The organism is bacterium (assembly GCA_023228325.1).
Classification (GTDB): domain Bacteria; phylum Auribacterota; class UBA6266; order UBA6266; family UBA6266; genus UBA6266.
This window is the reverse complement of record JALOBK010000001.1, coordinates 1,796,714-1,809,672: the sequence shown is the minus strand read 5'-3', so window position 1 is coordinate 1,809,672 and position 12,959 is coordinate 1,796,714. Positions and strand designations below refer to the sequence as shown.

The following is a 12,959-nucleotide window of genomic DNA, read 5'->3' as shown; positions in this document are numbered from 1 at the left end:
TTTTCAGTTTGAAAATATGATTACCATTCGATAATAAGAGAACCGAAAGTAAAACCCGCGCCGAAAGCATCAACAAGCATTTTGTCTCCGGGTTTTAAATCCCACCCCCTAAAAACTTCATCAAGCCCGACAGCAACCGTCGCCGCTGACATGTTCCCGAATTTTTGAATATTCAGATGAATTTTTTCTTTAGCTATCCCTATTTTTTTTGCGACCGCGTCAATTATCCTTATATTTGCCTGATGCGGCAGGAAACAGTTTATCTCATCTATCTTTACATCACATTTTTTCATTATTCTTTCGGCGGCCTTGTACATAGACAATACCGCATTTTTAAACACTTCTCTCCCCTCCATCTTCAAAAAATGCATTTTTTTCTCAACTGTTTGTATTGATGCGGGAAACCTCGTCCCCCCGCCCGGCATCATCAATAGTTCAGCCGCGCTGCTGTCCGCGCCCGTATAAGTGCATAAAATCCGTGGTTTTCCGGTTTCTTCCCCGGAAATAATACAGGCTCCCGCTCCATCGCCGAAAAGGACACAGGTATTTCTATCGCTCCAATCGGTAATCGCAGACAATTTTTCAGACGCGATGACAAGTATTGTATTGTGGCTGCCTGTTTCAACAAGCCTTTTTGCGATCTCTATCGCATATATATACCCCGAACAGGCGGCTCCTATATCAAAACAGGCGGCGTTTCTTGCTCCTATCTTATCCTGTACAAAACAGGCGGTTGACGGAAAAAGCATATCCGGCGTTATCGTGGCCACTATAATAAGGTCTATCGCGGAAGGCTTTTTGCCGGCTGAATGGAGGGCCCGCATAGCCGCTTTCGCGCCCATATCCGAAGTATACTCATCATCTGCGGCGATATGCCGTTCCTTAATGCCGGTTCTCGTGGTTATCCACTCATCAGAAGTGTCAACCATCGATTCAAGGTCCTTATTCGTGATAACTTTTTCCGGAAGATAGGAGCCTGTGCCGATTATTGAAGCAGTGATTTTGTTTCTCAATTTTCCACCCTGATTATGTTAAGAAAGTCCTGATTTCATCTTCTATGTGCTCATTGACATTGTTAATCACATAGCCTTCAGCGACATTGATCGCATTCTTGATCGCTTTCGCCGATGAACGCCCGTGGCATATAATACAAACCCCGTTAACCCCCAGTAAAGGAGCTCCGCCGTGTTCATCATAGTCGGCCTTCTTTTTTAAATTCTTAAAGGCGGACATCATAAGCAGCGCGCCTACTTTATTTATAATAGCTTTTTCAATTTCCGACTTCAGCATTTCCTGCAAAGCAGATGCGACTCCTTCGCTTAATTTCAGAACTACATTACCTACAAATCCGTCGGTAACAACAACATCAACCGCATTTGAAAAGATATCTTTTCCTTCAACATTACCCACAAAGTTGATTCCCGGTATATTCTGGAGATTCCTGTAAGCTTCTTTTGTAAAGACATTTCCCTTGGTCGATTCTTCACCCACGCTAAGCAGCCCGATCTTGGGGTCGCGTATACCCATCACGTGTTCAGCGTAAACCTTGCCCATTATTGAATACTGTAACAGGTGAAGAGGTTTACATGAAACATTTGCCCCGACATCCAAAAGCAGTGTGTATCCGGACGGGGATGGAAAGACAGTTGCGATAGCGGGCCTGTCTACTTTGTTAAGCATTCTCCATTTCAGGACTGTCGCCGCCACCGCAGCGCCGGTATTCCCGGCAGTTACCAGAGCCGATGCTTCTCCGTTCCTGACTAAATCGGCGGCAATGGAAATAGAAGAGTCCCTTTTTTTCTTCACGGCAACCGCGGGAGGGTCGTTCATCTCGACAATCTCGGAAGAGTGACAGATGGTTATGGGCAGTCCATCCGTATTATATTTTTCCAGCTCTTCCCTGACTCTTTCCTGAATACCGACTAATATGATGCCGCGCGACTGCCTGTTTTCTCTGGCAGCTTCGACTACCCCCTTTACAATTTGTTCCGGGGCATAATCCCCGCCCATCGCATCAACAGCAATTTTCATATTCAAGCTTCCTCGACATCCATGATTTTACGGTCTTTATAATGTCCGCAGCTGGGACATACCCTATGTGGAATCTTGGGAGCTTTACAGACAGGACATTCTACGGTCTGAACAGATGTTACCGCATCATGCGCTCTTCTCATGCCTTTTCTTGATTTTGATGTTCTTCGTTTAGGAACAGCCATTTTCCATTCTCCTTATTTATTAATTTCAAATGTTATTTAATATTTAAATCGTCAAGCTTCTTCCACGGGCCGCCTTTTTCGCCGCCTTCCATACAACCGCAGCTGCTCTTATTCAAATTTATACCGCATGACGGACAAAGTCCCTTGCAATTTTTTTTACATAAAGAGACAGCAGGAAGCGCAAGTATAATATCTTCTCTGATATATCCTGTCAAGTCAATAATATCCTGATTTATTATCTCAATATTCACAAGGAAATCGTCCGTTAAAAATTCTTTTTCAATGCTGTCAAGGCACCTTGCGCATGTGATATTATACGCTGTTTTGATTTTACATTTAACCAAAAGCGTTTTGCCTATAAGTTCGGCTGTTCCGGCCGCAAGGATATCTTCCGTCAGGAACGGCAGGCCCGGTCCGGTTTCCACTATATCCCTATCCAGCATTTCAGAAAAAACCAGAGGCTTTTTTTCAAGCTGTTTTACATATATGAGCAAATTTTTCATTCGGCAGGCGGGGTATTCAGTTAAGCGCTGATTCAAGCGCTGTTATCGCGGCAACAGTTACAATGTCGTTTACAGTACAACCCCTGGAAAGGTCATTTACCGGTTTCGCCAGACCCTGGAGTAACGGACCGTAGGCTTCAGCCCTGGCTAATCTTTCCGTAAGTTTATAAGCGATATTCCCGGCATTTAAATCCGGGAAAATCAGGACATTGGCTTTTCCCGCCGCGGGACTGCCGGGAGCCTTCTTCTGAGCTATAGCGGGAACCAATGCGGCATCCCCCTGCAGTTCCCCGTCGATTTTTAAAGACGGTTCCTTGGACTTTGCGATTTCAACAGCCGCAATAACCTTATCCAATATTTTATGGCGCGCGCTGCCTTTAGTCGAAAATGACAGCATCGCCACGACCGGTTCGGTGTCATAGAGCACCCTGCACATTTTTGAAGACGCGATAGCGATATCCGCAAGCTGTTCCGCATCCGGGTCGGGGACTAAACCCGAATCAGCATATATAAACCTTCCGGCCGAACCGAAAGGGCAGTCGGGCACTATCATCGCGAAAGAACTGGATGCCGTTTTAATTCCGGGGCGAGTGCCTATTACATGTATGGCGGATCTTATTACATCAGCCGAAGTCGCGGTTGAGCCTGCGACCATGCCGTCAACAATACCCCTGCGAACCATCATTGCCCCGAAAAAAAGCGGCTTCGCAATAAATTTCTCAGCGATGTTCCGGCTTATTCCCTTATGTTTTCTAAGTTCATAATACGCGTCAATAAATTCTTCTTTTTTCCCGTATGAATCAGGGTCGATTATCGTGATTTTATCCCCTGTATCCACCTCTTTTTTAATAACATCCGGTTTCCCCAGGAGAACAGGTTCGGCCCAGCCCTGCTCATATATCTCAAGCGCCGCCTTCAAAACCCGGACGTCGTAAGTTTCGGGAAAAACTATTTTTCTGCCTTTTTGCACTCTCGCCACGATATCTTCAAAAAAGCCCATTTTATTTCCTCATCTTTCCGATCAAAGCTTCTTTCACTATGGAAGGCACAAAACAGGACACATCCCCTCCCAGCGCAATAATTTCCTTAATCATTTTAGAGCTTATGTAAGAATATTGCTCTTTCGGCATCAAAAAAATCGTTTCAATGTTTTCCGCAAGTTTTCGATTGGTCAAAGCCATCTGAAATTCATATTCGAAATCCGTAAGGGCTCTTAAGCCTCTTACCAGGACCTTCGCGTTTATTTTTCCCGCATAATCAACAAGAAGACCGTCAAAAGAACATACCGTCACATTCTTGATGTTATTCAATGAGCCCCTGATATGATCCAACCGTTCTTCAACGCTGAATAAAGATGTTTTCGAGACATTACACGCTACCGCGACCACCAATTCTTCAAATATCTTTGAAGCCCTCTCTATGACATCCACATGCCCGTAGGTAACAGGATCAAAACTGCCCGCATATACAGCTTTTTTATTCATATTAAAATCTCTTAAGAATGGTTATTGATGTCTGCCCGAAAACCCTGTTCCTTATTTCCCTGAATTCCGGCCCGAAATCAAGCCTGTTTTTTGATTTGTGTTCGGCTATGAATAAACCGTTAACGGCGATAATATCATACAGATACTCCAGTTTCAATAGATTTATACCTTCACTGAAGCCGAAATAATCGTATTTGTAAGGCGGATCGGCAAAGACCAGATCAAAGCGAACCCCCTGCTTATGCAGGCTTTTGACACCGTCCGGGACATCCCTTCTTATTAATGTCGCGTAACTGTTTAAGTTTGTGTACAAAAGGTTCTTCTGTATTATTTTACACGCGCCGGCGTCTTTTTCCATAAAGAGACAATGCTTTGATCCCCTGCTTAAGGCCTCTATTCCCAGTTGACCCGTACCCGCAAAAAGATCCAGCACCGCAGCCCCGGGCAGCGCGCCTGATATCATATTGAAAATACTCTCCTTCACCCTGTCTAATGTCGGCCGCAGAGAAGAATTTCCGGGGGAAAACAATCTTTTCCCTTTTGCTTTTCCAGATATCACCCTCATACTCTATTGATAAACCCTCTTTTTATGCCCGTATAAAACAGAAGCTAAAGAAAATGAGCTCCGCATAACGCGGGGATCTTTCATAAACATCATCTTCGCATCATGCCTTGCCTGAAACAACATTTCCCTGTCTTTTATAACATCAGCAACCTTGAAATCGGATATACCGTGTTGTTTTGTGCCGTAGAACTGACCGGGACCCCTTAAAGCCAAATCTATCTCGGCTATCTTAAAGCCGTCATTGATTTTTACCAGGGCGTTAATGCGCTTTTCGGCCTGCTCATTTTTTTCATCGCTCAGTAAAATGCAGTATGACTGTTTTTTCCCTCTCCCCACTCTCCCTCTCAACTGGTGAAGCTGGGAAAGGCCGTAACGCCCGGCATTTTCCACCATCATAACTGTAGCCTTCGGATTATCCAGCCCGACTTCAATTATGCTCGTGGCAAACAGTATTTTAATCTCATCGTCCATAAAAAGTTTCATTATCTCTTCTTTTGTTTCCGCTTTCAGTTTTCCGTGCACCAGCCCCGTCCTTATTCCGGAAAAGACGGAGTCCGACAGCTTCTTATACATATCGATAACAGATTTAAGTTCGGATCTTCCGGAATCTTCGACGGCAGGATAAACAATATACGCCTGATCTCCTTCGGCCAGGACTTTTCTTTTAATAAAATTATACGCGTCATCCAGCTTCCGTCCGGTGATATGAAATGTTTTCACGGGAATCCGGCCTTCAGGAAGAGTTTTAATGACAGAAACATCCATATCCCCGTAAACGGTAACTGCCAGCGTTCGAGGAATAGGTGTGGCTGTCATCACAATCGTATCGGGATACAATCCTTTACTCACCAGCTTTTCTCTCTGCACTACTCCGAATTTATGCTGTTCATCTATCACCACAAGGCTTAAAGCGGAAAACCTGATATCTTCCTGAATAAGAGCATGTGTCCCTATTATAATATCATATCCGCCGCTTTTGATTTTCCTGAGGATATCGTCCCTTTCTGATTTTTTCATGTTTCCGCGCAGAAGCGCTGTTTTTATATTGTGCGAAGAGAAAAGAGAGGATATTGTTTTCATATGCTGCTCGGCAAGGATTTCGGTAGGCGCCATAAACACGGCCTGTTTCCCGTTTTGAACCGCGATATACGCGGCGCAAACCGCAACAACGGTTTTTCCGCTTCCCACATCGCCCTGAAGAAGCCTGTTCATCCTGGTATTTTCCGACATATCCCGCTTTATAGATAAAAGAGCCTTTGTCTGCGCGCCCGTAAGCCTGAAAGGCAGAGTCGGAAGGAAGGCAGAAAACAATTTCCCGTCCGTATCATGCGCGATGCCCCTGTATAACCTGCGCGCTTTATTCCTGTTATTCAGTATATCCGCATGGAAGAGGAAAAACTCCCTGAAGGCCAGGCTTCTCCTGGACATTAAAGCTTTCCGGGCTGTTTCCGGAAAATGCGCATTTAAATAAGATTCACGGATACCGCTGATTCCCCTTTTCTCCATGACTGAACGGGGAAGGTATTCTTCAATATCATCCAGATGGATATCCAGAAGATTTTTTATCACCCGCCTTAAGACTTTCTGGGAAAGACCCTCCGTAACGGAATAAAAGGGAACTATCCTGCCGGTATTGATAAGCTCATAATCCTCCGAATCCAGTATTTCATATTCAGGATTGACTAATTGCAATTTTCCGTATTCCGAAGCTTTGCCCGTAATAATGACTTTTTGCCCTTTTTCAAATACATTTTTTATATAAGGCTGATTAAACCATACTCCGCATATAATTCCCGTTTCATCGGAAAAAGCGACATTTACTATTTCTTTCCTGCCCCTCGTTCTTTTAGAACCGACCAACGCCACCTGCGCAATAAAGGTAGCTTGCTCATCCTTCCTGATCTGCCGTATTTTAACGAAATCAGACCTGTCCTCATATTTCCGGGGCAAATAATTCAAAAGGTCGTAGACAGTATATATGCCCATTCTGACCATAAGATTATATTTAGCGGGACCAACGCCCTTCAGATATCTCACGCTATTGAACATGAAATTATTCATAGACATAAATTTAACAGAATTAAGATTGTTTTTCCGTAAAAATTATATTAAAAATGTCTTGCGTTAAATAAGCCCTATGTTATAATTTTGCGAATTTTCAGTCTTGGAGGAATTTAAAATGTCAAAATTTTGTGAAATCTGCGGGAAAGGCCCGAAAGCCGGCAAGACAATAACCAGAAGAGGGCTGGCAAAGAAAAAAGGCGGAGTCGGAAGAAAAATAACCGGAATTTCAAAGAGGGTATTTACTCCGAATCTGCAGAATGTCAAAGCGCTGATAAACGGCGGAACAAAAACAGTAAGTGTTTGCGCTAAGTGTTTAAAAGCAGGAAAGATAAAAAAAGCGTAAAATATATTTTTATTTTAACTTCACATCCTGCAAAATGAGCTGGGGCTGTCTTTTGTTCATATAGTTGTTCTCTTTAACTTTATAAGCTATATCAAGAAGCGCGCCTCTCCTGATTTCTCCGAGCTCTCCAGCCTTATCAAAAGCGATACAGTTCAGGGCATAACCGTCTTTGCTTACATTAAACTTTATGTGCTTTCCGCCGACAACCTGGGGGTCGGCTGCGACTTCGGCGTTAAGGGTGGCCAGAACCGGTTCCGGGTTCCCCTGTCCAAAGGGTTCCAGCCTGGTGATTTCATCCAAAAACACGTGATTAATCTCAGTTAACTCAGCCAGGGCTGAAATATTTAAAACAGGTATAAGGTCATCTTCGTTTATCGCCTTATTCACACGCATCTCAAATTCTCTTTTAAAGTTCTCGAAATTTTCCGGTTTGATACTAAGCCCGGCAGCCATTTCATGTCCCCCGTATGAATCAATCAGAGCGTCAAATCTCTCAATTTCTCTTATCAAATTAAATTTCTCGATGCTTCTTCCCGAACCCTTCCACATACCCTTTTCAAAACCGAATATAATAACCGGCCTGTTATATTTTTTCGCCAGCTTGGAAGCTGCGATCCCGATGATTCCGGTAGACCAGTCTTTATCTTCCAGGATAATTAATTTATTTAACTGATTCTTATTTTTCAGCCTCTCAATCATTTTCACTGCCGAAGCGACGATACCTGCTTCCGTATTCTGTCTCGAAACATTGTGAAGGACCAGAGTCTTTGCGATTTTTTCAGTTGAGGACGTATCTTCCGATGTCAGCAACTCTACACATTTGTTCGCATCTTCAATCCTGCCGGCGGCGTTAATAACAGGCCCTATCCTGAAACTGATGTCATATGTCCTGAAAGGGGGTTTCAGCGAAAGCGTATTTACCAGGCTTTTCAGACCCTTGTTGCCGGTATTCCTGATTCTGCTCAAACCGTTTTTGACAAATATCCTGTTTTCCCCGACCAAAGGAACGATATCCGCTATTGTTCCGACAGCCGTTAAATCCAGTAATTCCTTCAAATCAAAATCAGCGAAAGTATCATTATCTGTTCTTGCCAGCTTGACTATCCCATGCGCCAGTTTAAAAGCGATTCCCGCTCCCGAAAGATTTCTCATGTCACCTGTTTTATACTGCACTTTGGGATTTATCAGACAATAGCTTTCGGGGATATCATCCGACGGTTCATGATGGTCTGTAATTATCAAATCAATTTTTTTCTCTTTCAGGTATCTGGCGGGCTCAAAGGCTTTTATGCCGCAATCAACACTGACAATCAAAGTGCATCCCGAAAGCAGAATCTCATTGAGCGCATGGATATTGATTCCATACCCTTCGTCAAACCTGTTCGGGATATATGCAAAACAATCCAGATTCCCGCTCTTGAATAACCTGAGAAGTATAGACGCCGCCGTGATGCCGTCCGCGTCATAGTCGCCGTAAATACATATTTTCTCGTTTGAACGGGCGGCGGATAATATCCTCCGGGAGGCTTTTTGTATACCGTCTATATCAAATGGGTCGGACAACATGGACAGCGAAGGATTTAAAAACTTTTCCAGATCATCGCCCGGTTTAAATCCCCTGTTCAGCAATATCCTCGAGGAAAGAGAAGACAATCCTGCGCCGGAAGCTATTACGCCTTCGCTCTCACGTTCATTCTGAGGTTCCTTAAAAAACCATCTCATCTGGCAAAAGTTTACGCGCGGTGACCTTTCTTATACCAATCAAATAAAAGCGCACTTGCCACAAATACGGATGAATAGGTCCCGACTATTACTCCGACCAGGAGAGCAAATGCAAAATCGTTTATATTTTCTCCGCCAAAGGCGTAAAGGAAGATGACTACGATCAACGTGGTCAACGATGTAAGAACCGTTCTTGACAGAGTTTGATTGATGCTGGCGTTCAGGATATCCTTATAAGAGGACTTCCTCATCATTTTAAGGTCTTCCCTTATGCGGTCAAAGACTACGATCGTGTCATTAAGGGAATACCCTATCAATGTCAATATGGCGGCGACAACAGGCAGAGTAATCAGCCTGTCAAAAATTGCAAACATACCTAAAGTAATCAGGACATCATGTATCAGCGCGACAACCGCGGCTATGCCGAATTTAAAGCCGAACCTGAACCATATATAACCCACAATGGCTACCAGGGAAAGGAAAATTGCGATTAACGCGTTTCTTTTCAGGTCTTTGCTCACCACAGGGCCTATATAAGAATACCCTTCGAGCCCGGCGCCGGCATCAGGGAATTTTTTATTCATAATATCAAGCAGTTCTTCGGATATCTTGCTGCTTTCTTCGGAGGAAGTTTTAATAAAGACACCCCATTTTCCCGTATCTTTATCGGTATAGGATTGGACCTGAAACCCGGGGAAATCTTCTCCGGAAAACGCTTTTCTGATATCTTCTATATCGATTTTTCTTGAAAACTGTATCTGTGTTTCGCTGCCGGAAGTAAAATCAATACCCAGATTGCCGGAGCCCTTCGATATGAAGACCCCCATGCCTACCACAATCAGCAGAAGGGAAAGGGCATATGCAATTATCCTCTTGCCGATAAAATCAATGCTGGGTTTTGAAAAGAAGCGCAACATATGCAACTGATGGAATTTTTTTATTCTCATCATGATTTCAAAGAAAGTCCTTGTCCCGAAAAGCGCCGTAAACATGGACGTTGCGATTCCTATCATAAGAACAACCGCAAACCCTTTAACGGGGCCCGTGCCGAAAATAAAAAGAATGAACGCCGTTATAAAAGTTGTGATATTCGCGTCGAAAATCGTCCAGAAAGCTTTGTTATAACCGTTGGTTATAGCTGTCCTCAACTGCCTGCCGATATCTGTCTCTTCCCTTATCCTTTCAAAAATAAGGACATTAGCGTCAACAGCCATACCTATCGTAAGGATTATACCGGCTATCCCGGGTAAAGTAAGAGTGCTCCCGAAAGCTACAAGAGCCGCAAAAATTATCAGAATATTTAAAAGCAGGGCGATATCCGCTATCAACCCGGAGAACATATAGTAAATAAGCATAAATATCACTACAATCCCCAATCCCATGAGAGCGGCTTTAACGCCGCTTCTTATTGAATCGGCTCCGAGAGAAGGGCCTACAACCCTGATATCCATAATATCAACATTTGCCGGCAGGGCTCCCGATTTTAATACTATCCTGAGGTCATTGGCTTCGTCCTTTGTGAAAGAACCTTCTATAATGGGGTTCCGTAATATCTTGACCTTCATGAGCGGAGCGGAATACACGACATCATCAAGCACGATTCCGAGTCTCGTTACAATTTTTTCCCTTTCATATTTGCTCTCCGCTATGCCGCTTACACTGGCCAGCCTTCTGTTTCCCGCGGGGCTGAACTCAAGAGATACGTAAGGCTGGTACATATTATCAAAATGCACATTGGCGTCTATCAGCATATCCCCGGTTATCGCCGGTTCCTTCTTAACCAGGAATAATGTTCTTTTACTATTCTGCATATTTTCTTTACGCTGAAACAAAAATTCATAATCTGCGGGCAAAAACTTAAGAGCTTCCTCGCTTTTAAGGAGTTTCGAGACAAAAACCATATCATCATCCGTAATATCCAACTCTATAAAAGAAGCGCCTTCCGCTGTCCTTTTTGTTTCTACATTAATATAAGCGGTAAGGTCCTTTACTTCAGCCAATTTAGCAAGAGTTGTTTCAACAAGGCTGTCTTCCGCGACCAGCCTGAATTCCATTTTTGCGGTCTTGCCGATTAAATCCAACGCTCTTTTGGGGTCTTTAAGACCGGGCAGTTTAACAGAGATCCTGTCTGTTCCTTCCTTGCTTATTTCCGGCTCGGAAACACCCATGCCGTCCACCCTGTTCCTTATTACTTCAAGTGTCCTGTCCACGACTTCCGGAGAAATTTCTTTTTCCTTTGTCCTTACCCGGAGCGTTACATCCATCCCTCCTTTAAGGTCCAGGCCCAGGTTTATTACCATGTCGCGGTTCCCCTGGTACCATTTCTTCAACAGGAAAACAGATTTTTCAAAGGTTCCGGCGTCTTTCAGATTTCGCTCTTCTTCTTTCCATTTCCCCTGTTTGCCTGACAGGGAATCACCCGCAAGTTCAGTTTTTTCGGACGCCTTATATGTTCCCCATTTAATCGTAGGATATACGATGAATGAAGCCACCAGGATTACTATTCCTATAAGAATTATTCTCCAAGAAATCTTTTTCATCTCTAAATACTCCGTAAAAATAAATTTTATTCTTTCACTTTTTCGCTGTTTTCTTCCGCTGAAGACGGCTGGTCTTTTTTAACAACTATAGTGGAAATACAGCTTTTGGCAACCTCAATTTTTGTATTGTCGTCGACTTTCACTATAAATGACTTATCTTTGACATTTGCGATGACGCCGTATATTCCGCCGGTAGTAATTATTTTATCCCCTTTTTTCAGGGATTCTATCATTTGCTTGTGCTTTTCCTGCTGTTTTTTCTGGGGCCGTATAAGAAGAAAATAAAATATCGCAAATAAGACACCCACCATCAGTAATGTTTGAGATAAAGAGCCGCCTTGCCCCGCTGACGCGGTCCCGGCCATTCCCAGAACTAAAACTTCATAAATCATTATTCTTCTCCTTTGTCATTATCTGTTATTATATGTTTTTAAAAAAATTTCTTTGTAACCGCAAAAATTTCCTCTTTTTACGGATGTCCTGATATCCCGCATCATTTTGTTATAAAAATAAAGGTTATGGCATGTCAGCAGTTTCGCCCCCAGGATTTCACCCGAGATTATCATATGGCGTATAAACGCCCTGGAATAATTTTTACAGGCAAAACACCCGCATCCCCTCTCTACGGGACCGAAATCCAGCTTATACGCGGCATTCCTTATGTTTATCTTGCCTCTCGAGGTAAACGCCGACCCGTTCCTGGCATTTCTGGTGGGCATTACGCAATCAAACATATCAATCCCTCTTGAAACACTCTCAATGATGTTTACGGGCGTGCCGCAACCCATAAGATATCTCGGTTTCTTTTCAGGCAAATAAGGCACAACCGTATCCGCAATTTCATACATAACTGTATCAGGTTCCCCCACGCTCAAGCCGCCTATCGCATACCCGTCGAAATCAATATCAACAAGCTCTTTAGCGCACTTTACCCTCAAATCCTTATACACGCTTCCCTGGACGATGCCGAATAGAGCCTGATTTTTGGAATTGTGGAAATTTTTGCACAATTGCGCCCATTTTACAGACAAGGATACTGAATTGCAAGCATAATCATATGTTGCGGGAAAAGGAGTGCATTCATCAAAAACCATAGCAATATCCGACCCGATTACACGCTGAATTTCTATTGCCTCTTTCGGACCGATAAAATGCTCCGAACCGTCAAGATGCGACCTGAAACACACTCCGTCTTTTTCTATTTTCCTTAATTCGGACATACTGAAAACCTGATACCCCCCGCTGTCTGTAAGGATCGGGCCTTTCCAGCCGCAGAAATTATGCAATCCCCCCGCTTTCTCTATCACCTCCATTCCCGGCCTTAAATACATGTGATATGTATTGGCGAGTATAATCTGTATGCGCATTTTTTCCAGATCCTGAAATGACATTGATTTAACGCTTCCCTGTGTTCCCACCGGCATAAAAACAGGCGTATCAATAATGCCATGGGCTGTCTTCAGGGTGCCTGTTCTGGCGCCGCTGCTTCTGTCTTTTTTATTTAACCTGAATTTAAACATAA

The 12,959-nt window shown here is 43.6% G+C and carries 13 protein-coding genes; 1 reads left to right on the top strand and 12 read right to left on the bottom strand.

The window, feature by feature from the left end:
- Window positions 1–20 precede the first annotated feature (20 nt).
- Genes M0R36_08665 through recG form a run of 8 tightly spaced genes read right to left on the bottom strand, consistent with a single transcriptional unit; the run spans window position 21 to window position 6,829 of the window.
- Window positions 21–1,013, bottom strand: a complete 993-nt coding sequence (locus M0R36_08665) for a ketoacyl-ACP synthase III (GenBank protein MCK9555867.1) — start codon at window positions 1,011–1,013, stop codon at window positions 21–23.
- A 13-nt stretch (window positions 1,014–1,026) separates the two neighbouring features.
- The gene (plsX, locus tag M0R36_08660; GenBank protein MCK9555866.1) at window positions 1,027–2,031 is read right to left on the bottom strand and encodes a phosphate acyltransferase PlsX; all 1,005 of its coding nucleotides are present in this window, start codon (window positions 2,029–2,031) and stop codon (window positions 1,027–1,029) included.
- A 2-nt stretch (window positions 2,032–2,033) separates the two neighbouring features.
- Window positions 2,034–2,216 (bottom strand): 50S ribosomal protein L32, encoded by a 183-nt coding sequence (gene rpmF / locus M0R36_08655; GenBank protein MCK9555865.1) that lies wholly within the window; start codon window positions 2,214–2,216, stop codon window positions 2,034–2,036.
- Between the two features lie 32 nt (window positions 2,217–2,248).
- Entirely contained in the window at window positions 2,249–2,719 is a 471-nt protein-coding gene (locus M0R36_08650) for a DUF177 domain-containing protein (protein MCK9555864.1), read from the bottom strand.
- A gap of 16 nt (window positions 2,720–2,735) precedes the next feature.
- Entirely contained in the window at window positions 2,736–3,719 is a 984-nt protein-coding gene (gene pta, locus M0R36_08645; protein ID MCK9555863.1) for a phosphate acetyltransferase, read from the bottom strand.
- A gap of 1 nt (window position 3,720) precedes the next feature.
- Window positions 3,721–4,203 carry a pantetheine-phosphate adenylyltransferase gene (coaD, locus tag M0R36_08640; protein MCK9555862.1) on the bottom strand — a complete coding sequence of 161 codons (483 nt, stop codon included), beginning with the start codon at window positions 4,201–4,203 and terminating at the stop codon, window positions 3,721–3,723.
- A gap of 1 nt (window position 4,204) precedes the next feature.
- Window positions 4,205–4,768, bottom strand: coding sequence for a 16S rRNA (guanine(966)-N(2))-methyltransferase RsmD (gene rsmD, locus M0R36_08635; GenBank protein MCK9555861.1), 564 nt, complete (start codon window positions 4,766–4,768; stop codon window positions 4,205–4,207).
- 3 nt (window positions 4,769–4,771) lie between these two features.
- A complete protein-coding gene (recG, locus tag M0R36_08630; GenBank protein ID MCK9555860.1) occupies window positions 4,772–6,829 on the bottom strand; it encodes an ATP-dependent DNA helicase RecG in 2,058 nt (685 codons plus the stop codon).
- A 118-nt stretch (window positions 6,830–6,947) separates the two neighbouring features.
- Here recG and rpmB point away from each other — a divergent pair, with 118 nt between their 5' ends.
- The gene (rpmB, locus tag M0R36_08625) at window positions 6,948–7,175 is read left to right on the top strand and encodes a 50S ribosomal protein L28 (protein MCK9555859.1); all 228 of its coding nucleotides are present in this window, start codon (window positions 6,948–6,950) and stop codon (window positions 7,173–7,175) included.
- A gap of 9 nt (window positions 7,176–7,184) precedes the next feature.
- On the opposite strand, the gene recJ is transcribed toward rpmB, so the two are convergent.
- From recJ to tgt, 4 genes are read right to left on the bottom strand one after another with little or no spacing between them, the layout of a single operon-like run.
- On the bottom strand, window positions 7,185–8,897 hold the full coding sequence (gene recJ, locus M0R36_08620; GenBank protein MCK9555858.1) for a single-stranded-DNA-specific exonuclease RecJ: 1,713 nt from the start codon (window positions 8,895–8,897) through the stop codon (window positions 7,185–7,187).
- A gap of 11 nt (window positions 8,898–8,908) precedes the next feature.
- Window positions 8,909–11,437 carry a protein translocase subunit SecD gene (gene secD / locus M0R36_08615; GenBank protein MCK9555857.1) on the bottom strand — a complete coding sequence of 843 codons (2,529 nt, stop codon included), beginning with the start codon at window positions 11,435–11,437 and terminating at the stop codon, window positions 8,909–8,911.
- Window positions 11,438–11,463: 26 nt separating this feature from the next.
- On the bottom strand, window positions 11,464–11,829 hold the full coding sequence (gene yajC / locus M0R36_08610; GenBank protein MCK9555856.1) for a preprotein translocase subunit YajC: 366 nt from the start codon (window positions 11,827–11,829) through the stop codon (window positions 11,464–11,466).
- A gap of 18 nt (window positions 11,830–11,847) precedes the next feature.
- Window positions 11,848–12,957: a tRNA guanosine(34) transglycosylase Tgt gene (gene tgt / locus M0R36_08605; protein ID MCK9555855.1), complete on the bottom strand. Its 1,110-nt coding sequence runs from the start codon at window positions 12,955–12,957 to the stop codon at window positions 11,848–11,850.
- Between the last annotated feature and the right edge of the window lie 2 nt (window positions 12,958–12,959).

Bases quoted from the DNA above. Each gene is read 5' to 3' on its own strand.
- recG (MCK9555860.1), bottom strand. From the start codon at position 6,829: ATGAATAATTTCATGTTCAATAGCGTGAGATATCTGAAGGGCGTTGGT.
- rpmB (MCK9555859.1), top strand. From the start codon at position 6,948: ATGTCAAAATTTTGTGAAATCTGCGGGAAAGGCCCGAAAGCCGGCAAG.
- M0R36_08650 (MCK9555864.1), bottom strand. From the start codon at position 2,719: ATGAAAAATTTGCTCATATATGTAAAACAGCTTGAAAAAAAGCCTCTG.
- tgt (MCK9555855.1), bottom strand. From the start codon at position 12,957: ATGTTTAAATTCAGGTTAAATAAAAAAGACAGAAGCAGCGGCGCCAGA.
- plsX (MCK9555866.1), bottom strand. From the start codon at position 2,031: ATGAAAATTGCTGTTGATGCGATGGGCGGGGATTATGCCCCGGAACAA.
- pta (MCK9555863.1), bottom strand. From the start codon at position 3,719: ATGGGCTTTTTTGAAGATATCGTGGCGAGAGTGCAAAAAGGCAGAAAA.
- yajC (MCK9555856.1), bottom strand. From the start codon at position 11,829: ATGATTTATGAAGTTTTAGTTCTGGGAATGGCCGGGACCGCGTCAGCG.
- rpmF (MCK9555865.1), bottom strand. From the start codon at position 2,216: ATGGCTGTTCCTAAACGAAGAACATCAAAATCAAGAAAAGGCATGAGA.
- coaD (MCK9555862.1), bottom strand. From the start codon at position 4,203: ATGAATAAAAAAGCTGTATATGCGGGCAGTTTTGATCCTGTTACCTAC.
- recJ (MCK9555858.1), bottom strand. From the start codon at position 8,897: ATGAGATGGTTTTTTAAGGAACCTCAGAATGAACGTGAGAGCGAAGGC.
- secD (MCK9555857.1), bottom strand. From the start codon at position 11,437: ATGAAAAAGATTTCTTGGAGAATAATTCTTATAGGAATAGTAATCCTG.
- rsmD (MCK9555861.1), bottom strand. From the start codon at position 4,768: ATGAGGGTGATATCTGGAAAAGCAAAAGGGAAAAGATTGTTTTCCCCC.